24 protein-coding genes and 1 pseudogene are annotated in these 23,251 nt (G+C 68.9%); 18 read left to right on the top strand and 7 right to left on the bottom strand.

All coding sequences use genetic code 11. From position 1 onward, the window contains the following. The 9 genes and pseudogenes from VF647_06670 to VF647_06630 all read left to right on the top strand — a co-directional run. A partial coding sequence (locus tag VF647_06670) for an elongation factor G (GenBank protein HEX8451759.1) occupies positions 1-1,951 on the top strand: 1,951 nt, incomplete at its 5' end. 316 nt (positions 1,952-2,267) lie between these two features. Continuing rightward, on the top strand, positions 2,268-3,428 hold the full coding sequence (locus VF647_06665) for a hypothetical protein (protein ID HEX8451758.1): 1,161 nt from the start codon (positions 2,268-2,270) through the stop codon (positions 3,426-3,428). Positions 3,429-3,670: 242 nt separating this feature from the next. Further along, on the top strand, positions 3,671-4,537 hold the full coding sequence (locus tag VF647_06660) for a hypothetical protein (GenBank protein ID HEX8451757.1): 867 nt from the start codon (positions 3,671-3,673) through the stop codon (positions 4,535-4,537). 45 nt (positions 4,538-4,582) lie between these two features. Next, the gene (locus VF647_06655) at positions 4,583-5,137 is read left to right on the top strand and encodes a metal-dependent hydrolase (protein ID HEX8451756.1); all 555 of its coding nucleotides are present in this window, start codon (positions 4,583-4,585) and stop codon (positions 5,135-5,137) included. A 200-nt stretch (positions 5,138-5,337) separates the two neighbouring features. Beyond that, the gene (locus VF647_06650) at positions 5,338-5,784 is read left to right on the top strand and encodes a hypothetical protein (GenBank protein ID HEX8451755.1); all 447 of its coding nucleotides are present in this window, start codon (positions 5,338-5,340) and stop codon (positions 5,782-5,784) included. A gap of 447 nt (positions 5,785-6,231) precedes the next feature. Further along, complete coding sequence (locus VF647_06645) at positions 6,232-6,654, top strand: hypothetical protein (GenBank protein HEX8451754.1); 423 nt, start codon at positions 6,232-6,234, stop codon at positions 6,652-6,654. A 130-nt stretch (positions 6,655-6,784) separates the two neighbouring features. Further along, complete coding sequence (locus VF647_06640; GenBank protein ID HEX8451753.1) at positions 6,785-7,117, top strand: hypothetical protein; 333 nt, start codon at positions 6,785-6,787, stop codon at positions 7,115-7,117. A 46-nt stretch (positions 7,118-7,163) separates the two neighbouring features. Next, on the top strand, positions 7,164-7,697 hold the full coding sequence (locus VF647_06635; protein HEX8451752.1) for a GNAT family N-acetyltransferase: 534 nt from the start codon (positions 7,164-7,166) through the stop codon (positions 7,695-7,697). Between the two features lie 108 nt (positions 7,698-7,805). Continuing rightward, a pseudogene (locus VF647_06630) lies at positions 7,806-8,420 on the top strand (glycosyltransferase family 2 protein). Positions 8,421-8,755: 335 nt separating this feature from the next. Here the strand turns inward: VF647_06630 and VF647_06625 are convergent. Next, entirely contained in the window at positions 8,756-9,391 is a 636-nt protein-coding gene (locus VF647_06625) for an urea carboxylase-associated family protein (GenBank protein HEX8451751.1), read from the bottom strand. Beyond that, entirely contained in the window at positions 9,388-10,095 is a 708-nt protein-coding gene (gene gntA, locus VF647_06620; GenBank protein ID HEX8451750.1) for a guanitoxin biosynthesis heme-dependent pre-guanitoxin N-hydroxylase GntA, read from the bottom strand. Before gntA ends, VF647_06625 begins: the two co-directional genes overlap by 4 nt. Positions 10,096-10,311: 216 nt before the next feature. On the opposite strand from gntA, the gene VF647_06615 reads away from it, so the two are divergent. The 8 genes from VF647_06615 (at position 10,312) to VF647_06580 (ending at position 14,684) form a co-directional block, all read left to right on the top strand. After that, the gene (locus VF647_06615) at positions 10,312-10,857 is read left to right on the top strand and encodes a DUF1572 family protein (protein HEX8451749.1); all 546 of its coding nucleotides are present in this window, start codon (positions 10,312-10,314) and stop codon (positions 10,855-10,857) included. A 43-nt stretch (positions 10,858-10,900) separates the two neighbouring features. Beyond that, a complete protein-coding gene (locus tag VF647_06610) occupies positions 10,901-11,185 on the top strand; it encodes a hypothetical protein (GenBank protein ID HEX8451748.1) in 285 nt (94 codons plus the stop codon). 246 nt (positions 11,186-11,431) lie between these two features. Further along, the gene (locus VF647_06605) at positions 11,432-12,049 is read left to right on the top strand and encodes a hypothetical protein (protein HEX8451747.1); all 618 of its coding nucleotides are present in this window, start codon (positions 11,432-11,434) and stop codon (positions 12,047-12,049) included. A gap of 49 nt (positions 12,050-12,098) precedes the next feature. Beyond that, positions 12,099-12,335 carry a hypothetical protein gene (locus tag VF647_06600; protein ID HEX8451746.1) on the top strand — a complete coding sequence of 79 codons (237 nt, stop codon included), beginning with the start codon at positions 12,099-12,101 and terminating at the stop codon, positions 12,333-12,335. Next, on the top strand, positions 12,332-12,670 hold the full coding sequence (locus VF647_06595; GenBank protein HEX8451745.1) for a hypothetical protein: 339 nt from the start codon (positions 12,332-12,334) through the stop codon (positions 12,668-12,670). Before VF647_06600 ends, VF647_06595 begins: the two co-directional genes overlap by 4 nt. Positions 12,671-12,778: 108 nt before the next feature. After that, positions 12,779-13,054, top strand: coding sequence for a hypothetical protein (locus VF647_06590; GenBank protein ID HEX8451744.1), 276 nt, complete (start codon positions 12,779-12,781; stop codon positions 13,052-13,054). Between the two features lie 119 nt (positions 13,055-13,173). Then, the gene (locus VF647_06585) at positions 13,174-13,809 is read left to right on the top strand and encodes a DUF4142 domain-containing protein (protein HEX8451743.1); all 636 of its coding nucleotides are present in this window, start codon (positions 13,174-13,176) and stop codon (positions 13,807-13,809) included. Between the two features lie 14 nt (positions 13,810-13,823). Next, entirely contained in the window at positions 13,824-14,684 is an 861-nt protein-coding gene (locus tag VF647_06580; GenBank protein ID HEX8451742.1) for an alpha/beta hydrolase, read from the top strand. Between the two features lie 20 nt (positions 14,685-14,704). Here the strand turns inward: VF647_06580 and VF647_06575 are convergent, their stop codons facing one another. The 5 genes from VF647_06575 to VF647_06555 all read right to left on the bottom strand — a co-directional run bounded on the left by VF647_06575 (position 14,705) and on the right by VF647_06555 (position 22,416). Beyond that, on the bottom strand, positions 14,705-15,919 hold the full coding sequence (locus tag VF647_06575; protein ID HEX8451741.1) for an AI-2E family transporter: 1,215 nt from the start codon (positions 15,917-15,919) through the stop codon (positions 14,705-14,707). A 185-nt stretch (positions 15,920-16,104) separates the two neighbouring features. Beyond that, the gene (locus VF647_06570) at positions 16,105-18,336 is read right to left on the bottom strand and encodes a M20/M25/M40 family metallo-hydrolase (GenBank protein ID HEX8451740.1); all 2,232 of its coding nucleotides are present in this window, start codon (positions 18,334-18,336) and stop codon (positions 16,105-16,107) included. 288 nt (positions 18,337-18,624) lie between these two features. Further along, positions 18,625-20,187 carry a serine/threonine-protein kinase gene (locus VF647_06565; protein HEX8451739.1) on the bottom strand — a complete coding sequence of 521 codons (1,563 nt, stop codon included), beginning with the start codon at positions 20,185-20,187 and terminating at the stop codon, positions 18,625-18,627. Between the two features lie 87 nt (positions 20,188-20,274). Then, positions 20,275-20,838, bottom strand: a complete 564-nt coding sequence (locus tag VF647_06560) for a hypothetical protein (protein ID HEX8451738.1) — start codon at positions 20,836-20,838, stop codon at positions 20,275-20,277. 126 nt (positions 20,839-20,964) lie between these two features. Further along, on the bottom strand, positions 20,965-22,416 hold the full coding sequence (locus tag VF647_06555) for a DEAD/DEAH box helicase (GenBank protein HEX8451737.1): 1,452 nt from the start codon (positions 22,414-22,416) through the stop codon (positions 20,965-20,967). Positions 22,417-22,572: 156 nt separating this feature from the next. On the opposite strand from VF647_06555, the gene VF647_06550 reads away from it, so the two are divergent. Then, positions 22,573-23,082, top strand: a complete 510-nt coding sequence (locus tag VF647_06550) for a hypothetical protein (protein ID HEX8451736.1) — start codon at positions 22,573-22,575, stop codon at positions 23,080-23,082. Positions 23,083-23,251: the final 169 nt, after the last annotated feature.

Below are 23,251 nucleotides of genomic sequence, written 5' to 3'. Positions count from 1 at the left end.
GTTCACCCCCGAAGAGATCGCCCACGGCTGCTCGATGAACACCTCGGTGGCGCACGCCACCTGGCTGGACGCCAAGGTCAACTTCATCGACACCCCCGGCTACCTGGACTTCCTGGGCGAAGCGCGCGCCGGCGTGCGCGTGGCCGATGGCGCCCTCGTCGTCCTCTCCGCGCCCGGCGGCGTGGAGGTGGGCACCGAGCGCGCGTGGGAGATGATCGCCGAGCGCGAGCTCCCCGCCATCCTCTTCGTCTCGATGATGGACCGCCCCAACGCGGACTTCGAGCGCGTGTACCAGGACGTGCGCGAGCACCTCACGCCCAAGGCGATCCCCGTGGAGGTCCCCATCGGCAGCGGCGAGAGCTTCCGCGGCATCGTCAACCTCTTCTCGGACCGCGCGCACTTCTACACGCCGGGCACGCAGACCGGCGAGTACGAGGAGGGCGACATCCCCGCGGAGCTGCAGGCCACCGTCGACCGCTACTACGCGGAGCTGATCGAGACCATCGCCGCCACCGACGACACGCTGCTGGAGCACTACCTGGAGGGCGACACCATCACCCGCGACGAGGCGATCCACGCCCTCAAGCAGGCGATGCTGCGCGGCGAGCTATACCCGCTCTTCTGCGGCGCGCCCACGCTCACGTACGGCATCCGCGCGCTCCTCACCAAGGTGGTGGAGCTCCTCCCCTCGCCGCAGGAGCGCCCGGCGGAGATGGCGGAGGGGCGCGGCGGCACGACGGTGGAGCTGCGCGGCCTCAACTCCGACCCCTTCTGCGCCCTGGTCTTCAAGACGACCAGCGAGCCGCACGTGGGCGAGCTCTCCTTCTTCCGCGTCTTCGGCGGATCGGTGCGGAACGGCGACGAGGTGGGGAACGCCACGCGCGACAAGCTGGAGAAGCTGTCGCACCTTTCCGTGCCGCAGGGGCGCGACCGGCTGGAGGTGGACGAGCTGCGCGCCGGCGACATCGGCGTCGTCGCCAAGCTGCGCGACACGCACACCAACGACACCCTCTCCTCCCCCGCGCATCCGCTGATCCTGGAAGGGGTTCGCTTCCCCGAGCCGGACATCGCCGTCGCCGTGGAGAGCGCCACCCGCGGCGACGAGGACAAGCTCTCCGTGGGCCTGCACAAGCTGCACGAGGAAGACCCCTGCTTCTCGGCCGAGTACAACGCCGAGCTGGGCCAGACCATCGCCCGCGGCCTGGGCGAGCTCCACCTCGAGGTGCAGCTGGAGCGGCTGAAGCGCAAAACGGGAGTCAGCGTCGTCGTCCGCGCCCCGCGCATCCCCTATCGCGAGACCATACGCGCGGTCTCGGAGGGCCACGGGCGGCACAAGAAGCAGACGGGAGGGCGCGGCCAGTTCGGCGACGCGCACGTGCGCATCAAGCCCCTCAGCCGCGGCGACGGCTACCGCTTCACCGACGCGGTGGTGGGCGGCGTCATCCCCGGCAAGTACATCCCCGCGGTGGACAAGGGCGTGCAGGAAGCGGCCGTGCGCGGCGTGCTCGCCGGCTTCCCGGTGGTCGATTTCGAGGCCGAGGTCTTCTTCGGCAGCTACCACACGGTCGATTCGTCGGAGGCGGCGTTCAAGGTGGCGGGCTCGCTCGCCTTCCAGGAGGCCGCGTCGCGCGCCGAGCCGGTGATCCTGGAGCCGGTGATGGCCGTCGAGGTCATCACCCCCGACGAGTTCCTGGGCGACGTCATCGGCGACCTGAACCAGCGCCGCGGCCACATCCTGGGAATCGAGCCGGCGGGCCGCGCCCAGCGCCTGCGCGCCCTGGTGCCGCAGTCCGAGCTGTACAAGTACTCCACCACGCTGCGCTCCCTCACCCAGGGCCGCGCCACCCACACCCGCGCCTTCCACGCCTACGAGGAAGTCCCCGCGCACGAGGTGCCCAAGCTGGTGGAGTCCACCAAGAAGGAGCGCGAGGAGCTGCTGGCGGCGCGGTGAGTTGGAGTTCGTCCACGTCATTCCAGTTGACGGGGACGCTGGAGCTCAGGAAATCGAACGGGCGAGTCATGGGGTTAACTCCTGGCTCGCCTGCGCTCATCCTCGCTTCAACTTGCGCGTGATTTGGGTTCCTTGGAACGAGTTTCTTGACCTTTTTCGAACAGCCGCCCAGACTTGGGTCCGGATGAGCCAGTGGCTTGCTTCCGCCAGTGCCAGCCGCTTCAGTCGACATGGCCTTCCTCCGCTTCAACGCCGCCCCTAACCGGTAGATAGTCGTACTCCCACATCATCCCCGCCCCTTCATCAGGAGGCAGTCATGAGATTCATTGGGACGTTGTGTGTTCCGGTACTCGTTACCATTGCGGCAGCGGCACCCGTCTACGGACAGCTGATCCACTGCATCGATCCTCCCTCTACCGCTCCCACCGAGGCCGCGTGCAGGATCGAAGTGGACCCCGCGACTCGCGAACTCCGGCTCCTGTTGCAACTACGCGCGGCGAACGACACCCCCATCGTTGGCCAGCCGGTGACTTTCAGTGCCACACACGGGGTGTTGCGCGACGCGGACACGACCCGTGCGCGTGGCTATGTGGATGTGCTCTGGCAGGGCTCGATCCAAGCGGAACCAATTGTGATCACCGCAAGAGCCTCACTGAACGGAGTCACGACCACGCGGCAGATTCGCGTGTCGCGTCGGACGCCAGTCCCACTGGCGTTCATCAAGAGAATGTCGCCCGCCGGAGACCACTCCGCATTCGCCGGGCGCTTCCTCAGCGATGACATTGAGGCGGAGCTCGAAGCGACGCCAGCGGCTTGCAACCGCACAGTGGTTGTTTTCGAGTATCTCAGTGTCGGCGCGGGAGGCACGCCGGAACCAAAGAAGTATGAATCTCCTGGCCTTTGGAGCGAGCTCGACCGGAATCGCTTCGGCTGCGCAGCACGGCTCCGGTGGGCACTCTCAAGTACGGCCGGAAAGCAGACGCTACGCGCATGGATCAAACGGGATTCGACTTTCGCGGTTCCTAACGATTCAGCGGATGCGCAAAGATACCTGAGGCCATTCGATGCGCGGGCGATCGCGCACGCGCTCCCATCGGTTTTAGCTGGGGCAGCAGTGATTGAAGCGGGTGAGACTGGAGATACCGCCAAGTCTGTCGCCCCTCTGGTTGGGATAGACTTGTCATTGCCGTCGCTCGCCGATTTCCTCAAGCATAGCGAGTTGCAGGGACCAGGGGAGTTAGTTGATCGTACCCGGCTATTCCTCGGGACGGATTTTGGTACAAAACACCTTGCTCGTAATGTCTACCTCGGTGTCGAGCCGCTCGTGCTGTTGCTGGGGCCCCGGGCCGCAGATGTACCGGTGGCTTTCGTCGCGGGGCGTCGCGTAGGGGAAGGAAAGGACAGGTGGTTTGGGGCAGGCTTCGTGAATGCCAGCACCCTCGTGGGGACCGTGTTGAAGGGACTTGGAATCAGCTGACGGGCTGAGCGGATGCGTGTGCGATGTGGGCCAGGGGTAGCAGATACGCGCGCGCCCACGTCCGAGAGAACTGCCCCGCACGAGGTGCCGAGACTCGGAGAGGTCCGCAGAGAAGGAGCGCGAGGAACTGCTGGGGCAAGGCAGCCTTAAACCCGCAGTTCCGCAGTTCCGCAGTGACACGGAGGCACAGAGGGCGGCTTGCTCTCCGTGCCTTCTCGATCACTTCCCATTTTTCTGCCCATATGCGACAAACCCCCGCCGAAAGCTCATTCGCTTACAGCTTCTGCCGCTACTTTGTGGCGTTCTGGATGTTCGGCTACGGGTTCGCCAAGGTCTTCCGCTCGCAGTTCGTAAGCCTCCTCCACGAGTTCGACACCCTGTTCGGCGATCTGTCCGGGCTCGCTCTGGTCTGGGGTTTCTTTGGCTATTCGGACACGTACCGGCTCTTCATCGCCGCGGCGGAGATCGCGGGTGCCGCGCTCCTGCTCTACAGGCGCACCACGCCGTTGGGGGCGCTTCTGCTGTTCGGGATGCTCGGCAATATCGTCCTGATCGACATCTTCTACTCGATCGGCGAAGCGTTGCTGATGGCGCTCATCCTCTTCGGCATGGTGTGCTACATACTTTCAATGCATTGGGCGCCACTCAGGGCGGCACTCGTTCTGCCCGCCGAGGCATCTCATCCGAACGTGGAACGTCGCTCCCGTATCTGGATGCGATACGGCGCGCGGACGATGGTTCTCGGTGCCGCGGTGCAGCTCGCGTACTGGGCCAAGTTCTACGCAAAGACTCGCCCGACGCCGATCGACGGAAGGTGGCGTGTCGAGTCCGTGGTGGCGAAGGGCCGTCCGGCGTCGGCCACGATGCTGGACTCGGCTGCCACGATCTACTTCGAGCCGGAGTTCGCCTACAGGGCGGTGCTGCGGACCCCCAACGGCTTTCGGCAAGCGAGGTTCGACGTTGATGCCGAAAAGGGGCACCTGCGCATCCGCAGGTCGTACTGGAACCCCGGGCGCGTGGTGTTCGACGGCGGCTACCATCTTCAAGGATCTCGGTTGCGCCTGGAGGACGCTGGATCAATTCTTCTGCTGACACGTGCACCGCGATAGCGAGCGGCGAGCGCGACCCACGTTGCACGCCATCAACACCCCCATATGGCTTCGGCATTCTCTCACGCCGCCGCGGCGCTCGCGCTGGGCACCGCGTTCTGGCGCCCGGCTCTGCCCGCACGCTTCTGGATTCTGGGTGCGGCGTGCGCCGTGCTGCCAGACCTGGACGTGATCGCCTTCCGCTTCGGCATCCCGTACGAGCACGTGCTCGGGCATCGCGGCCTGTCGCACTCGCTGTTTTTTGCGGCGCTGCTTGCGGCCGTCGTCGTGGCGCTGTTCTTCCCGCGCGAGCGCCAGCGAGGGAGGCTGTGGCTGTTCTTCTTCCTCGCGACTGCCTCTCACGCCTCTCTGGATGCGCTGACCACGGGCGGGTTGGGCGTGGCCTTCTTCGCGCCCCTGGAGAACAGCCGCTACTTTTTTCCGTGGCGCCCCATTGAGGTCTCGCCGCTGAGCATCAGCCGCTTCTTTACCGTACGCGGGTTGATGGTGCTGCGGAGCGAGTTCGTGTGGATCTGGCTGCCTTCGCTCGTGTTCGCAACGGCCGCGCACGTGTTGCGTAATGAGCAGGCGAAACTTCCGCGCCAGCCACCGTCTCATTGAAGGGGTTGCACATGACGGGATCCAACGACTCGCTCGAGGCGGCACTTGCTCGATTGAACCAGGCTCTAACAGTAGGCCGAAGCCGGAGGTGGTGCCGGACCTTGTGGAGCAGGTTCGTGCGCCTTCGCGACGGGTATCGATGTGTTGTTTGTGACTCGCCGGATCGGGTCGCTGCCCATCATGTTTGCCGGAAGAGCTTCTTGCCCGAAGCCGAGTTCCAAACGGGCAACGGAGCTACGCTCTGTTTCAGTTGTCATAAGGAGTACCACGAAGACTTCAATGGCAAACCGGACTTGCGCTTGCTCATGGATGCCCAGGGAGGTGAGAAAATAGAGCGACTCGCTGTGCTGTATTCTATGCTTTACGACGATGCATGCACGAGGAATCTGTTGAGGGACGACTACTACTTCCTCAGCGATTCAGTCCTTTCGAAGTTCAAGATGTTTCAGGGGTTCGAACCATACTTGGCTTTTGCCGGTTACCGGATAGAACAGGCACGCAGCATCTGGAATCAGAGCCCCTTCGGTACGTTGAGCGCCGTCATCAGCGCACAGGGTCTTGGTCTCGACCCGATGCTTTTTGTGCGTGGACTGGAGCGGGTCCCGCAGTTCGGTGTTGGACAGTCAGTCTTACGTATTCATCTTTGAGGACTGGTTAGACCTATGCGCGATCTTCTTAACTTTGATGACCCGATACACCGCATCCAATCCGCGAGTGCGGTGTTTCAGCGCGGTGTTTACCATCTATTTGTGCTTGGACGCCGGACGGATTGTGATAGCTACGCTTGGGTGATCCGAGCGTATCAGGCAACGTTCCAGCTCTGTCTCACAATCCTGCTGCTGGACTTCACGTACAGGATGGGGAAAGTATCCAGACGGTTACGATCCCACTGCGCCAACCCAAATGCTCCTACCAGAGCAGAGATCGACCCAGCCGCAATCGTAACGCACTCCGTCTTTGAGGATCGCAGTTGGCCCGGTCCCTCAGGAGGACCCCTACAGCCTATTGCAACCACAGCGCTCGATCTGATCACAAGAACGGTGGATGCACGGCATAATCTAATTTACCGACCATTCTTACTGGATCGGGGTGGTTTGCACTGGGAAGACTGCTCGCTCATTGGATTGCTCGAGCGTATCCCTGAGGCCGAGGAGATCAGGGCAGTCTATCAGGAGTTTGCCGACTCTGTGCTCCGCGAGCGCGGTATTGAGATACGGGCGCGTGAGGAGGAGATCGAACGGCTAGTCACTACGACCCCAGCAGATCGGTTGAACTTTTCAATCGGGTCAAAACAGAAATGGGCGGACTACTTTCTGCAGTTGCAGTTTTGGCCCTACGAAGACGAAAACGGTGTTCGTCCCGCCGAGACCATCCTGTCTACCTACGGGCGCACGTTGAGCAACGGTGACGAGCGTTTACTGGCGGAGCTTCGTGATTTCAGAAACCAGCTGTTACGAGTGTCCGAGATTCAGCCGCCCTTGAACCTTGAACCTGAGTGGAGTCTCGGTAAGGTGTGATGTCTTGTTTCGACCCATCGAGGCGAAGATCATCCTGGGCGAAGTAGTCTTACGACTCTGCCCTTCTGACCCATCACATGCGGTGTCGCTGCTTCACGGCACCGTCCTACTGCACCTCCCGGAGACACTTGTGTCGAAAGCCAAGTTCGTCGCTGAGTTCAGCGAGTTGCTCGCGGATCTGCAAGCGGTTCGTGGCTCGCTGCACCTTGACGCTGCGGAGCGCGGAGGGAGCGACTGGGACGAGGCCGGCACAAAGCGCGGTGCGCAGCTCGCCGCATACTTCTGGGATCGATTCGACCGGGAGACGAATGAGTATCTGCTCGTGCGCATCCGCGAGTACGTCAATGATGCGATCTTCTGCCGCGAGGCACAGAAGCTGAAGCCCGATCCCGATCACGCGAACTGCCGCCCCATCGTCACCATCGGCGAACACGGCTCACCCACGTGCGAGATGGAGCGCTGACCTGCTTTTGAGTCATCGTGCGGCCGAACTCTGAAGGAGGTGGGGTATGCTGCTGCCAGATCAGGTCGTCCTGGAGCTCGCGGTGCGGGATGTCGATGTCAGTGAGTTCGGACCGCTATTTTCGCGGCTGGAGGCGGGCGGTGTGACGTTCACCACGCTTGCCGCCGCGCAGGGGCGGTGCGCGGACTGGCTGGAGCGCTTCACGGAGCTCGACAACGACACGCGGAGCGAAACCGGAGATCCGGCCGTGCCGCGCACCCCGGAGGCCATGCGGGACCGGCTGGACTCGTTCGAGCTCGACCCGGAGGCGTGCTTCCTCGCCCTCGACGGTGAGCGCTGGATCGCGTACACGCTGCTGGACCCGAAGCTCAGCCGTGACGGCCGGCTGGAGCAGGGGTGGACGGGCGTCCGCAAGGAGTACCGGCAGCGGGGGATCGGAACGGCGCTCAAGCTGCTCGGAGTCGAGTACGCGCGCGCGCACGGCTACAGGGCGATCGTAACGGCGCCGCGCCGGACGAACGTGGCGAGCTTCACCATGAGCACTCACCTCGGCTTCCGCCCTGACGATGCGCCCGAGTAACGGTGCGGCCCGCGGCGCTTCTCCCACGGGCGCGCCACTTCCTGGGAGCGTAGTCGCGCGCTGAAGCTGCCGGCACCGCTGGCACACGCGTTGCCGCCGCTACGGGGCATGCTGATCTCGTACGTCCTTCCACTGCGCTCCGGCACGGCGCTGCACGGCGGCGGGCTCACCGCGTACCTTCGGTGGCTCTCGGCGCACGCGGAGGTGCTGGTGGTCGACGGGTCGGACGCGGAGGTCTTTGCCGCGCACGCCGCGCAGTGGGGGTCGTTCGTCCGCCATCTTCCGGTGGACCCGGAGAAGGCCACGCCCATGGGGAAGGTGGGCGGGGTGCTGACGGGCGTGCACCACGCCACGCACGAGAGGATCGTCGTGGCCGACGACGACGTGCGCTACGATCTGGACGGGCTGACGGCTGTGGCGGGGCTGCTGGACGACGCGCACGTCGTCCGCCCGCAGAACTACTTCCACCCGCTCCCCTGGCACGCCAGGTGGGACACGGGGCGCATCCTGCTCAACCGCGCCATGGACGGCGACTGGCCCGGGACGCTCGCGGTGCGCCGCTCCGCGCTGCTGGCCACCGGCGGCTACGACGGCGCGGTGATGTTCGAGAACCTGGAGATGGTGCGCACCGTGCTCGCCGCGGGAGGGCGCGAGCACGTCGCGAGGGACGTCTTCGTCCTACGCCAGCCGCCGGAGGCCCGCCACTTCGTCAACCAGCGGGTCCGCCAGGCATACGACGAATGGGCGCGGCCGGGGCGTATGGCCGTGCAACTCGCCGCGTTGCCCGTGCTGGGCGCGCTCGCGTGGCGCGGACGGTGGAAGGCCGCTGCCGGCGCGGTGCTGGGCGTCGCAGCGGTAGCGGAATGGGGGCGCAGGCGGGATGGCGGGGCGGCGTACTTCCCGGCCAGCTCGTCGCTACTGGCGCCGGCGTGGCTGTTCGTGGAGCGGGGGGTGTGCAGCTGGCTGGCGGTCGGCGAGCGCGTGCTGCACGGCGGCGTTCGCTACCGCGGCTCAGTCCTGCGCCGGGCCGCCACGCCCATGGCCGAGCTACGCCGCCGTCACTCCGGTGCGCTGGCCAGCACCTCCACGTCAATCGGCTTGAAGGAGCCGTTGTTGGAGAGCTCGGCCGAGCAGGCGGTCACCCCCACCACCATCTCCATCTCCGCCCTCAGCAGCAGGTAGTCCCCCGCCCGCGAGCACGGCGGAAGGATCGCCAGCTCGCCGTCTTCGCCCACCACCACGTTCATGAAGACGTTGAAGGTGGTGGGGATGGCGTCGGGCGCGATGCCGAACGGGGCCAGGTTCTCCACCAGGTTGCCGAAGCAGCTCGGGTGCGGGTCCGTGTTGCCGTAGATGATGCGGAACGTGTCCGGCGAGCAGGGGGTCAGCAGGAAGTCGTGCCGGCCGACCGTGTCCTCCACGATCGTCCACATGGGGCGGCTGCGGTTGGAGTACAGCGTGTGCCCGGTGGTGAGATAGATGTTGTTGGCATAGTCGATGGTGCGCCCCGACGAAAGCCATTCGCTCGTGTCGTCGCGCGCGAACGACACCAGGTCGGACACCTGCTCGCCCGTGGGATCGATGATGCGCAGAAGCTCGCCCCGGCGGATCTCGAAGCCGGCGCCGGTCTGCGGGGGGAGGTGGATGGTGCGAATGGTCTGCATGGTCTGGTGTTTGAGGTCCGGCGTGCTCATGGATGCCGGTGGAAGGGGCAGCGCCACTCGGGCTCGGCGGCGCGGCCGGAGTACTGCCTTGCCTCGGAGGCTTCGCCGAACTCGGCCAGGTTGGGGTTGAGGTCGCCCTGGAGCGCGACTTCGCGCGCGCGGATCTGGTCGCGCAGCCCGCCGTAGCGGCCGTCCGCGCGGAGCCGCTCGAACTGCGCGCGGGGGTTGAAGACCAGCGTCGGCCACCCGAAGCGCCGCGCCAGCCGCGAGCTCGCCGGGTGCAGCCCCACCACGAAGAACGCCATCCCGGCGAACGAGAAGGAGAAGCGCGGGTCCTCGGGCCGGTCGCTGACGGATGGCGCCCAGCCGCGCGTGGCGTCCGCGTCGTGCAGCGCCTGGAGCTGGCGCCACAGCAGCGCCTCGAACTCGGTCTCATCCTCGGGTGCGGCGCCCATGAAGGCGGCCACAAAGGTCGAGAACTCCGCCTCCGCCGCCGCGGGCGCGAACTCCGCCAGGGCGCGCGCGAGCTGTTCCGTCGCCTCGGGCGTGCCCATGGGTCCGAAGGCGCCGATGCGGTGGCCGTCGTGGCGGAGCGCCGCGCGGGCGCCCAGGCAGGAGAAGGCAGGGTCGAAGACGAAGGCGCGGAACTCTTCTCGAACCCGCTCCGCGAGCCGCTGCAGGCGCTCATCCGATGGATACGTGCGGCCCGGCGCCGCTGGGGAGATCTTTTCCATGGCAAGCTTCCGCCGAAATACACCGAACATTAAATACCTGAGTCCATGTGCCGCCCCGATGCGGCCCTGACGCATGCGCGATGCCGGTGGTGCGACCGGCGGGCGCGCCCACGGCCCGGTTGACTCCGCGCGGAGGCCGCCCCACCATTCTCAGAAGCCGGAGCCCATCGGCTGCGGCGTTTGGCGCGTCGATCCTGTACGGACTGGAGGTGGCCGATGGATGCATTCCGAGCTGAGTACCTTCGCGATTCGGCGGAGACGATGCGCAAGTACAAGTCGCTCGCGGACCGGTCGCTCGCCCGCGTGACCGACGCGCAGTTCTTTGCGACGATCGACGCGGAGTCGAACAGCCTGGCCCTGGTGGTGAAGCACATGGCGGGCAACCTGCTCTCGCGCTGGACGGATTTCCTCACGACCGACGGCGAGAAGCCGGGGCGCGACCGGGACTCGGAGTTCGTCATCGCCCCCACCGAGACCCGCGCATCGGTGATGGCGCGCTGGGGAGCAGGATGGGCCACCGCGTTCGCGTCGCTGGAGTCGCTCACCCCGGACGACCTCGACCGCACCATCCACATCCGCGGCGAGCCGCACTCGCTCGTGCAGGCGATCAACCGCCAGCTCACGCACGCCGCGTATCACGTGGGGCAGATCGTCTTCCTGGCGAAGCACTTCCAGTCGGACCGCTGGGAATCGCTCAGCATCCCGCGCGGGCAGTCCGAGCAGTTCAACGCCGCCATGCCCGCGCCGCCCGCACGAGCCTGACCGGCCCATCGCCGCCATCGAACGACTGCCCGGAGGCTTTCGCATGATCCCGAAGTCGAACGCAATGCTCCGCGGACTGCTGCCCGTTGTCGCCGCCCTTTTCGTGGCCGGGTGCGGCGATGCGCGAACCGAAGCGGCGGAGGAGCTGGTCCGGCTCAACGAAGCCATGCAGCGGCACTCGTCCCAGTACGGCCGCTTTCCGGACACGCTGGACGCAAGCCGGCCGCTCAGCGCCGCGAACCTGCCGTACAGGCCCGAGCACGGCGTCACGCTGAGCCTGCAGTCGACCGGGACGGGCTACCGGGCCGCGGCGCGCCGCAGGTCGTGATACTGCTGGACGAGCGTCGGTCCCGGGCAGACGTCGCCGCCCGACTGCTACCCCATGAGCGCCGGCTCCTCCGACGATCCCGGGAAGCCTGCCCAACCGCCGAAGACGCTCGAGCCCGTGCTGCATCCGCCGGCCGCGGCGCCCTCCGCCTCCGACCGTCCGGCGGGAGCGTGAGCATGCGCCACGGACTCCGCGCGGCCGTTCGCCCCTCCGTCGACGCTGTTCAACCATCTTACCGGAATACCGATGTTTCGCCTCGCTCTCGCCGGACTTTTCGCAGTCGCCTGCACCGCTTCCGCCGCTCCCTGCCAGCAGCGCATCGACGTGGCGCCCGGGACGCGCGTGCGCGTGACGGTGCCCATAGTCGTTGATGGAGTCGCGATCAATCGCGGCGGGGGAACGGCAGTGGGCACCATCGTCGGCATCGACCACGAATCCATCACGACGCGGAGGGAGAGCGACGGAGCGGTGCAAACGATCCCCTTCAGCGCTCTCACTCACCTGGAAATCAGCCGTGGAATCTTGTCCAGGGGTGAAGCGGGGCGCCGTGGGACGGTCCGCGGCGCGCTCATTGGCGGCGGAATCGCGGTAAGTACGTATGGCCTTTACCGCGTCATGCAGGTCATTGCCAAGGAGGCGGGGAAACGCCGGGAATGCCTGGACGAGGAAGAGCTTTTCTGCGAGGACACGGACGAGATGCCCTACGTCCTCGAGTTGATTGGGGGCGGCATCGTCGGAGGCGCAGTGATCGGGTTCACCGTCGGCTCGTCGAGACGTGAACACTGGGTGCGGGTGAGTCCCCGGTCCCTCGAACCGATCGAGACGCCGCGCGATGTGAGCCTGACTGTTTCCGTGAAGCTGTAGGGCCGGGTACCCGTCGCTCCCTTTGAGACCCCCACACCTTGGTGCCCAGATGAAACTCGCGATTCGGCTGTTGATGCTCGCGCTGGGGGTGGTGCTCGCATTGGACGTGCTCTACCTCGTCAGGGGCTCCTTGGAGTGGTTCCCGACCCCCGAGCAACAGGAGAAGGTGCGGACGGTGACGGGCACCATCGCCGTGCTCCTGCTGTGCGTGGAGGCAGGGCTCTGGGCGTTGATGCGGAGAACGAGACCGCGCGCGGCTCCTCTGATCGAGAGATCCGTCCCATGACAAGCTCCCGCCTGCTCGCCGGCGTCGCCCTGCTCCTGCAGGGCTGCGCGGCCGACCATATCGCCGGTCCGGCCCCACAGCCGCGGCCCGGCGCCACCATCCAGCTGGACTGTCCGGGGCCGACTACGCCTGGCACACCACAGCCGCTGTTCATCGTGGACGGTGAGCGGCTGTCGGGGGAGCAGATCGTAGCGCGCGGCATCCGCCCGGAACACGTCGATCGCATGGAGGCCGTGAAGCCGGCCCAGGCGATCGCCGAGTACGGGCGAGCCGGAGAGCACGGAGTCGTCCTGATCTTCACCAGGCAGGCCGCGGCGGTTATTCGCCGGCCCTGAACGTCCGCGCGTGCCGCCCCACAACGCCCCGGAGGATGCAGAGGCGGACCGCCGGGCGGCTGTGCGAGTGGCCGCGCACAACGTTTGCGAGCGCAGGCCCGCATGCCGATGAGGAATCTGCTCCACGACGATCGCGAGTGGACGGTCTGGGACGTGTTCCCGACCTTCGACGCGCGCATGCGCATGGCCGGCGAGGCAGCGGACCAGCTGGTGCAGGGATGGCTGGTCTTCGAGTGCGACGTCGAAAAGCGCCGCCTCGGGCCGATTCCCGATGGCTGGGACGAGCTGCCGGATGACGATCTCGCGAAGCTGCTGGCGAGCGCCGTCCCCGTACGACGGCGCGCGGACGAGGAGGAGGGGCCGCTCCCGGAGCCCGGGGGATAACGGGCACGCCGCGACCCGCGCGTGACGCGGGGCGAGCATCGAAGTTGCCGACGATCGCGGGCACACGTGCCGCGGGGCGCACCGCTCCGCGGCGTCCTTCTTTCCCGACCGGAGGCCGCATGTCCCGTTACCGCAGCATCGCCACGCTCGCCTGCATCGCCGCGCTGGGCGCGTGCAGCGGCGGCTCGGCCGACAACCGGGGAGGCGCGGGCGACACCGCCACAGCCGCCGTCACGCCACCGGCCGCCGAGGTGCCGCAGTCTGCGCCGCCCCCGGGCACCGGCTCACAGGCGCCGGTCGCGGGAGAGATGAGCGACGCCAACATCGCCGCCGTCGCGTCCGCGTCCAACCAGGGCGAGATCCAGAGCAGCCGCGTCGCCCTGCAAAAGGGAGAGAACGCGCAGGTGAAGCAGTTCGCGCAGCGCATGGTGGACGACCACACGCGCATGGAGCAGGAGATGTCGCAGCTCCTGCAGAGCAAGGGCGTGACGCCGCAGGACAACGCGCAGAGCACGCAGATGAAGCAGGCCGCGCAGTCCGCCATCCAGCAGATGGAAGCGATGACGGGCCGGCAGCTCGACTCGGCGTACGTGGCGCACCAGGTGCAGGCGCACCAGGCCACCCTCCAGGCGCTGGAGACGATGCTGATCCCCAACGCCAAGGATCCGCAGGTGAAGGCGCTGCTGGAGAAGGCGCGCCCTGCCGTCGCCCAGCACCTGGCGGACGCGCAGAAGCTGCAGGGCTCCATCCGCTAGACGGGAGACGAGCGATGCCGGGAAGCGGTGCCGGATGGACGGACGGCGAGGCGCAGGTGGGCGACGTGCGGCTGCACTGGATCGAGGCCGGCACCGGCGCGCCCGTCGTCCTGCTGCACGGCTTTCCGGAGTTCGGCTACGCGTGGCGGCACCAGCTGCCGGCGCTGGCGGCGGCGGGGTTCCGCGCCGTCGCGCCGGACATGCGCGGCTACAACCTTTCCGACAAGCCGGCCGGCTACCGCAGCTACACGGTACAGAAGCTCGCCGCTGACGTGGCGGGCCTGGTGCGGGCGCTGGGCGCCGAGCGCGTGCACCTGGTGGGGCACGACTGGGGCGGCATCGTGGCGTGGCACGTGGCGATGCATCACCCCGAAGTGGTCGACCGGCTGGTGGTGATCAACGCTCCGCACCCGGGCGTCTTCCGCCGCGAGATCCGCAAGCCGGACCAGTTCCTCCGCTCGTGGTACGTGTACTTCTTCCAGCTTCCGCGCATGCCGGAGTGGGCGATCCGGCGCAGGGACTTCGCGGCGCTGGAGCGCATCTTCCGCTACGATCCCGTGCGTCCCGGCGCCTTCACCGACGCGGACATCCGCCGCTACAAGGAAGCCGCCGCGCGGCCGGGCGCCCTCACGGCGATGCTGAGCTACTACCGCGCCCTGCGCATTCCGCGGCCAGAGCCGGTGCCGGTTCGCGCGCCCACGCTGCTGATCTGGGGAATGCGCGACCAGGCGCTCTCGGAGCGCAACACGCACGGGCTGGAGGAGTGGGTCCCCGACCTGCGCATCGAGCGCATCCCCGATTCCAGCCACTGGGTGATGTCCGACGTGCCGGAGCGCACCAACGAGCTGCTCGCCGGGTTTCTGCGCTCCACCTGAGATCTACAGCTCTGTTTTTTCTAGCGGAGCAGCGCCCGCCGCTCGCCTTCGTCGCGCCCGCCCAGGAACTCGCCGAACGAGGCCAGCGACTCCACGTGGTCGCAGAGGATCTTGAGCGCCGCCAGGATGGGGACGGCCAGGAACGCGCCCGGGACGCCCCAAACCGAGTACCAGAACGCCAGCCCCACGAAGATGGCGACCGGGTTCAGCGCCAGCCGGTGGCCGAGGAGCGTGGGGCTCACCAGGTTGCCCTGGATCAGGTTGATGACGAGGAAGGCGGCGGGCACCGCCAGCGCCTTCCCGGTGCTCTCAAAGGTGGTGATGGCGGCGATGGTCAGGATCACCGTCATCGTCGCGGCGCCCAGGTAGGGGATGAACTCGAAGATGGCCACCAGCGCGCCCCAGAGCGCCGGGTTGGGCATCCCCAGCAGGTACATCGCGATCGTCACCGCGATCCCTTCCGTGACGTTGACCACCGCGGTCGTCAGCAGGTAGGTGGAGATGGAGCCCTCGGTGGCGCGCGCGATCTCCACCGCCTTGCGCTTGTCGCCCTGCGAGGGGAGCACCTTGACCAGCTTCTGCAGGAAGAGGTCGCCCGACGCCAGCAGGAAATAGAGTAGGATGAGCACCTCCAGCGCGCCGGTGAGGAAGCGCTGCGTGGTGCCGAAGAGGCGCGAGATGAGGCTGGGCCCGCGCACCACCACCTCGCGGGGCGCAGCGGTGGTCGTCCCCCCCGTTCCCACCCCGCTGGTCGCGCTCTCCACCTGCTCGGCGGTGCGGCTGAAGCGCTCCATCGGCTTGAGCAGCCTGGTCATCTTCCCGCGCGCGGCGGCCAGCGTCTGCGGCGCGGAGGTGGCCCAGCTCTGCACTGGCCCCGACAGCTCGTACGCCCCCAGCGCGAGCGTGCCCAGCAGCCCGAGGAGGACGATCCCCGCGCCCAGGGGCGGGCGCACGTGCATCCTCGCCAGCGCCCGCACCAGGGGGCTGAAGAGGAAGCTGAGGAGGAGCGCAAAGGTGATGGGAAGGAGCAGCCCGTGCGCCAGGTGGAGCGTGTACACCACGGCCAGCACCGCCAGGATGGTGAGGGCGAACGGCGTGGTGCGCCCGCTCGCCACCGCGTCGCCGGTGCGCGTGAGGTCCGGCTGCGCCGCGCCCTCGTCCGCGGGCCGTGCCTGCGCATGCGAGTCCACGTCGGGCGTGAGGACCGAGTCCCCGTCGGACGCTCTCTTGTTCATCGCTGTCCCGGTGCGAAGTGGCGCCGCCCTCACGTTGCTTGCCATCCCGTGCAGAACCCGAGCCGCGCGTCTCATACTTCGTGACGGCGGAACAGCAATCTCACACAAAGACACAGAGACACAGAGAGAGCTTCTTCGTCTTTCCTCTGTGTCTCTGTGTCTCTGTGTGAGCCAAGCAGTTGTAGTTACCGCCGGTCGTCGCCGGTCAGGATGTCGCGGGCGTTGAGGAGCGCGTCGGTGGCGCCCAGGAAACGGGTGGCAAGGTCCGCGAGCTCCTGCTCGGCCAGGCGGCGGTCGTCGGCGCGCACGGCCTCCTGCACGGAGGGGAACACCACGTTCGCGTAGCCGTTGTTCTCGTCCGCCGCGTAAATCAGCGAGCGGAACCACGGGCGCGACCGCAGGCCTCGGCTCCGCGTGAGCGCCCGCTCCACCCGCCGCATCGACGCGTTGGCGCGCGTGAGGGTGCGGCGGTCCGGCACGCGCGCGGCCAGCACCTCGTCGCGCGCGCGGGCCAGCCCGACCGCGGCCCGCTCCATCCGGTCGATGGCGCCGCGCAGCGCATCCGTGTTGAGCGCCGAGTAGCCGCGCGCGCGAAAGGTGCTGTCCAGCGCCGGGAGGTAGCGGCGCATGGTGCGCGCGAACTCCACGTAGTCGAAGGGGAGGACGTCCGCGTTCGCCATCCGCATCACCATCGCGGCGCCCACCTGCGCGGCGGCGGTGTGGCGGCGGAAATCGGGGTCGCCGTAGCGCGTCATCCAGTTGAACGAGTCGTACTGCGAGTGGTAGACGCCGTACCTCCCGCTGAACCCCCAATCGGCGTGCGGAATGCCCAGGTGGTTGTAGAAGCCGGCGAAGTCAGAGCCGCCGCCCGGGTCGCCCATCGCGGGCTCCAGCGAGTCCGCCGCAAGCCCGGCCGTGCGCCGCCACGCCTGGTAGATGCTCCCGTTGCCGGACGGATCCGGCACCGTCCGCGCCACGTCGCGCACCAGCTCGCGCAGCGACGGCGACCCGCTCCCGCCGAAGTTGGGCCCGGTGGCGGAGACGTCGATGTTGAAGTACGCCGCGGCGCCCCGCACCAGCCGCGCGGAGTCTTCCTCCACGAACTCGGTGGAGCCGATCAGCCCCCACTCCTCCGCGTCCCAGGTGGCGAAGACGATGGTGCGCCGCGGGCGGTTGCCGGCGCGCACCTGCTCGGCCACGGCGCGCGCCGCCTCCAGCACGGAGACGGTGCCGCTCACGTTGTCGGCCGCGCCGGGGCCCCAGCCGTCGCGGTGGGCGCCCACCAGCACCAGCTCGTCCGGGAACTCGCTTCCGCGGATCGTCCCCAGCGTGTTCCAGATCTGCTTGTAGGCGGCGGGGGTGCGCGCGTCCGTCTCCACCGCCACGCGCGCCACCACCGGCCCGGCGCCCACGTGGTAGCGGAAGGGAAGGCCGCCCTGCCACCCCGCGGGCACCTCGCGCCCGCCCAGGCCGCGCAGCAGCTCCGCCGCGTTGTCGTAGCCGATCGCCACCACCGGGATGTTGGGGATGGACATCACCATCGGCATCGCGCGCGTGGTGTCGCGCTCGTCAGGGCGCATGCGGCCGTCGCGCCCGCGCACCATGCGGCCCGTGGCCGCCGTGTCGCGACGCGGGATGCCCGTGACGGGCGGCGTGCGACGCACCCCGCGCACCGAGGGGCGGTTGGGCGTCGTGGGATCGCCGTTGCCGTTGAAGACGCTCCCGCGCTGGATGGCTGTGCCCGGGCGCATGGGACCGTTGGGATACGGCTGGCCGGTGCCGGGTCCGTCCTGCTCGGGGTCGCTGTACAGGATCAGGGCGATGGCGCCGTGCCGCTCCGCCTCGCGCGCCTTGATCCCGCGGAAGGAGCGCCCGTAGCGCGCCACCGCGATCTTGCCGCGCACCGAGATGCCGAGCGAGTCCAGCCGCGCGTAGTCCTCGATCAGCCCGAAGTTGACGTACACGAGCTCGCCCTGCACGTCGCCGGCGGCGCTGTAGCCGTTGGCGGCCGGGTACTGCCACCCCGCGGAGGTGGAGTCGCCCGGCACCGGCGGCTCGGCCGTAGGCAGCTCGCGCGGCTCCGGCGACAAGCGCCACACGCGCGCCGAGGTGGCGTGGGGGAGGAAGACGCTGTACGTCCTCACCTCCGTCTCCAGCCCCATGGCGCGCATCTGCTGGATGACGTAGTCGCGGGTGCGCGCCTGCGCCGGCGTCCCCGCCACGTGCGGCTCCGCGGAGAGGATGCGCGAGTGGGCGCGCGCCCTGTCCGGCTGCGGGACGCGAATGGCGGCGGCCTCGGCCGCGCGCTCGCGCTGAGCGGCGGCGGGCGAGTACCCCGTGAGGGCGGGCTGCTGCGCTTGCAGCAGCGTCGCGGACGCGAGCACCGCGACGGGAACGAAGCGGACGAGCACGGGCATCCTGGGTGGAGTGGACGCGGAACGGTTCTCTGGGCTACCGGACAGCATAGCGCGGGTCGCGTGTTCGTGCTATCCCGGGGCCCCAGGTGTGAGTCAACTCCCACCAACAACAGCACAAAAAACCCGCCTGTGCGGACTCTGGGAAGAGATCCGCGCAGGCGGCGCGATTTCGGCGCGCAGGGCGCCCAATTCATCCGGGTATCACCAGCCCACTTCAGTGGGCTTCGCGTAGTTCCAGCCGGGGGCTTCAGCCCCCGGCGGCCCCCCCGGCGATCAGCCGCCGGTAGCCTACACCGCCACCGCCTCCCGCACGTTCCGCCGCGTGAGCCACGACAGCGCGAAGCACGTCACCACCTGGAGCCCAAAGGTAGCGGCCAGGAGGATGGCCGGGTCGGCATCGAGGCCGACGTAGCGGACCGTGGCGCCGGTGGCGGCCGCGGAGCCGAGCACGCCCAGCCCCGCACGCCCGCGCCTCCCCGTCAGCCGGTGCACGGCCCAGGGGGTGAAGAGCACGGTCGCGAGCGCGCCGCCGAGGAACTGGGCGCGGTTCTCCTCCACCACGCCTGTGGCGGCGAGGGTCCAGGAGCCGACGAACAGCCCCACCACGATGGTGGTGACCGAGAAGTCCCACAGCGCGCGCAGGAAACGCCGCATCATCCCCGGCTGGCGCCGATCCTCCATCATAGGAGCGCCAGGCACAACGGGCGCGGCGGTGTGGGCCATCGCACGCACCGGCGGGGCGGGCGATGGGCGGGCCGGGGGCGGCGCGGGCGGCTCCACCGAGACCGCTGTCGCGCGCAGCGGCGCGGGACGCACGGGAGCCGGCGGCGGCACGCGGGGCGCGGGCGCCGTGGTGGAGGCCGGACGCGGCGCCTCGTTCTGAAGGCGCGTGAAATCCTCCTCGTCCGCCACGAACATCAGCGTCGGCTCGGAGGGGGCGGAAACGGGCGTGGCGGGGCGTGGCGCGGAGGCGACGGTCGGCGCCACGCCCAGCGCCTGGGCGAAGGCAGCGGCGTCCCGGAAGCGCTCGCGCGGCGACAGCGACAGCGCGCGGACCAGCGCCTCGTGCAGATCGCCGGGGAGCTGCGGGGCGCGCTGCGGGAGGGCGCGCACCGCGGCGGTCACCTCCTCCGCCGCGCGCGCGGAGTCGGATGAGGTGAAGGGGCGCATCCCGGTCGTCAGGTGGTAACCGACGGCGGCGAGGCTGAACACGTCCGACGCGGGGCCCACGTCGCCCTCGCCCGCCATCTGCTCGGGCGATGCGTAGGCGGGGGAGAAGGGCGCGCGGCCGAACTCGGTGAGCGCCGTCATGGAGCCGTCGTCCGCGTCCAGCTTGGCGATGCCGAAGTCCAGGACGCGCACGTGCGGCTCGTCGGGGCTGTCGCCATCCTCCAAAAAGAGGTTGCCGGGCTTGATGTCGCGGTGCACGAGGCCCACGCGGTGCCCCGCGGCCAGCCCGCGTGCCGCCTGGCGCAGGATCGACACGGCCACCCCTAGCGGCGGCGCGCCGGTGCGGGTGAGGCGCGCGGCCAGGTCCTCACCGCGCAGAAGCTCCATCACCAGGAAGTCGAGGTCCACCTCGCCGTCCGTGCCAAAGTCGTACACGGCCACCACGTTCGGATGGCGCAGCGAGGCCACCGCGCGCGCCTCCCGGTGGAAGCGCGCGCGCAGGCGGGCGTGCTCGCCGGGGTCGGAGCCGCCCGTCCCGATCACCTTCACGGCGACCTCGCGCCCCAACCGCTCGTCGGTGGCGCGGTACACGGCGCCCATGCCGCCGCGGCCGACCACCGCGTCGATGCGGTAGCGGCCGGCGAGTGTGCGCCCCGTCAGCAGTCCGGCGATCCCATACATCTCGTTCTTCGGCTCGCGGTGCGGGCGTGTTCACGCCCAGATGGTTGCGTGGGAAGGGTATACGCGAGGGGGGCGTGCCGAGTTTCCTCAGCGCGCCGGGCGCCGCAGGTCGAACTCCACCCGGAAGCGCCGGTCCGTCCCCTCGCGGCGCAGCGCGTAGCCGAACGCGCGCCCCGGCATCACCTCCATCGTCCACACGTTCCGCGCGGCTGCAGGGAGCATGCGCGCGGTGGCGCTGTCGGCGTGGAAATCCTGGCGGATGGCCGTCCCCGGACCCTGCGTGTCGCCGCCGTAGTTGGTGGGCGATCCCTCCGTGCCGTCCTCGTGCAGGTGGCGGTGGCGCAGGTTAAGCCCGTCCTCCGTGCGGCGCACGAGCCACGTGCGCGAGTGGTCGTCGCCGACGTGGAAGCGGATCGCCATCTCCCCTTCGCGGCACTCGTCCACGCGGATCACCAGGCGGTTGCGGACGAAGGCGCTGTCGGTGGCGTTCCCCTCCACGAGGTGCCCCTCGAAGGCGCCGCCGCAAAGCGCGCGCATCCGCGTCCACCACACCTCCTGCTGCACCGCCAGCATCCCCTCGCGCGGGATGGGCGTGAACGACACGCAGGCGCCCAGCAGGATCGAGAGGAGGGCGGGGAGGAAGCGGTTCATCGGTTCGACAGGAGGGGTGCGGAGGTACGGCGCCTCACGGAATCTAGCGCTTCCGGGTGCAGGCCGTACGTTGGTGAACGTACAACTTGCACCCGGAAGGCCATTTGATCAAACCCCCCGGAGGGGTCAGGCGGCGCCCTCGGTGGGACGCCCGCCGGAGCGGCTGCGGCCACCGCTGCGCCCGCCGCCCTGCCCGCGTCCATCCGCGGAGCGGGGATGCTGGCCGCCTCGGTCGTTGCGCGGCCGCCCGCCATCGGAGGGACGGCCCTCCGCGCGGGGACGGTCTCGCGACGGCTCGGCCGGACGGCGCGGGCCGCGGCTGGACCCACCCGCGGCCTCGTTCTGCGCCTTGCGCTCTGCCTTGGCCTTGGCGCGGGCGCGCTCCTCCTGCTTGCGCGCGCGGATCTCGGCGATGCGCTCGGCCAGTGGCACCTCGAACCGCTCCGTGGGCTTGCGGTTGTAGTCGAAGTCCGCCACCGTCACGCGCGGCAGCTTCTTGCCGACCGCCCGCTCGATGGCGCGCAGGTCCGCCTCTTCCTCGGGCGAGACGAAGGTGTACGCGTCGCCGGTGGCCTCGGCGCGCGCCGTGCGGCCCACGCGGTGGATGTAGTCCTCCGGCACGTGCGGCACGTCGAAGTTCACCACGTGCTCCAGCGCTTCCACGTCGATGCCGCGGGCCACGATGTCGGTGGCCACCAGCACGCGGAACTTCCCGCTCTTGAAGCCGGCCAGTGCCTCGGTGCGCTGCGGCTGGCTGCGGTTGCCGTGGATCTTGGCGTTGGGAATGCGGTTCTTCTCCAGGAAGTCCGCAAGCCGGTTGGCCCGGTGCTTGGTGCGGGTGAAGACGATCACGTTGCCGATCTCGTCGCGCTTCAGCAGCTCCAGAAAGAGCTCGGCCTTGAGCGCTTCCTGCACGGGGTAGATGGCCTGCGTGATCCCCACCGCCGGCGCCGCCTTGCGCTCCTGGTTGATGAGCGCGGGCTGCTTCAGCATCTCGCCTGAGAGCTTGGCGATCGCGTCCGGCATGGTGGCGCTGAAGAAGAGCGTCTGCCGGTTGGTGGGCAGGTGCTTCAGCACGCGGCGGATGTCGGGGAGGAAGCCCATGTCCAACATGCGGTCCGCCTCGTCCAGCACCAGCACTTCGAGGCCGCTCAGCCTGGCGTACGGCTGCTTGAAGTGGTCCAGCAGCCGCCCCGGAGTGGCGATGATGATGTCGACGCCGCTGCGGAAGGCGTGCTCCTGCGGCCCCATCCCCACGCCGCCGAAGACGGCCGCGCCGGTGACGGGCGTGTGCACCGCCAGCTCCTCGAGGTGCTGGTGGATCTGCGCGGCCAGCTCGCGCGTAGGAGTGAGGATCAGCGCCCGCGTGGTGCCGCGGGGCTTGTCCATCAGGCGCTGGATGATGGGGAGAAGGAAGGCGGCCGTCTTGCCGCTCCCGGTCATCGCGCACGCCAGAACGTCGCGCCCTTCCATGGCGGGCGGAACGGCCTGCTCCTGGATGGGCGTGGGGCGCGTGAACCCGAGCTCCTTGATCCCCTTCAGGAGCGTCGGGTGAAGTTGCAGCTTGTTGAAAGGCATGAACCCATCGGAAACGGGAAGCGGAGCGGCGCAACGGCGCCACTCCGCGCAGAGTCGCCCCCGCGGTGCGTTCCGCGTGCGGCGACGGCCGGCCCGATCGGCCGGACACATCTAACTTAACACAGTTCACGTGTTTACGGCACCCTTGGAGCCGAAATGTCCCCTGTGAGGCAGGACTTCCTCCTGCGGATGATCGAGGAAGCCTTCGACGTGATCCGCCGCATCCGCCGCCGCCGGCAGGAGGGCGACCCCGCCGCGGCCATCCGCGAAGCCGACGCCGCGATCGATGCGCTGCTGGGCCCGGCCGCCGGCGTGGCCACGCGGCTGGACCCCTCCACCGCCGCGCAGCTCATCCGCAATCCCGAGCAGGTGGCGCTCTGGGCGCGCATCCTGGCCGACAAGGCGGAGGCGCTGCGCGAGGGCGGCAACGAGCCCGGCGCCCGCCTCGTGGGCCGCCGCGCGCTGGAAACCGCGCTCGAGGCTTGGCTCCTGGAAGACGAGCAGCGCCGCCTCACCCCCGCCCTCCGCGAAGTGCTCGACGAGGCGCTGGCGATGGCCCGCGCGTGGGCGGAGCCGGCGGAGCTGTCGGAGCGGCACCGGGCGGTGCTGGAGCGGGCCCCCTCCCCCCGGCCCCCTCCCCCGCCTGCGGGGGCGCAGGGCGGGTGAGGGGGAGAACCCCGTGTGCGGCGCGGATGCCTCGTAGGGGCGCGATTTATCGCGCCCGTGCCCCGCGCTGCTCCGCCGCCAGGGCAAACGCGCCGAGATCCGTAGGGGCCGCCCCACGTGGCTGCCCGTGCCCTCCCGGGCGCTGCGGCCCGCCTTTGTCGCGGACGAC

The organism is Longimicrobium sp. (genome assembly GCA_036387335.1).
Taxonomy (GTDB): domain Bacteria; phylum Gemmatimonadota; class Gemmatimonadetes; order Longimicrobiales; family Longimicrobiaceae; genus Longimicrobium.
The sequence above is the reverse complement of the archived record's forward strand: the minus strand, read 5'-3'. Positions and strand labels throughout refer to the sequence as shown.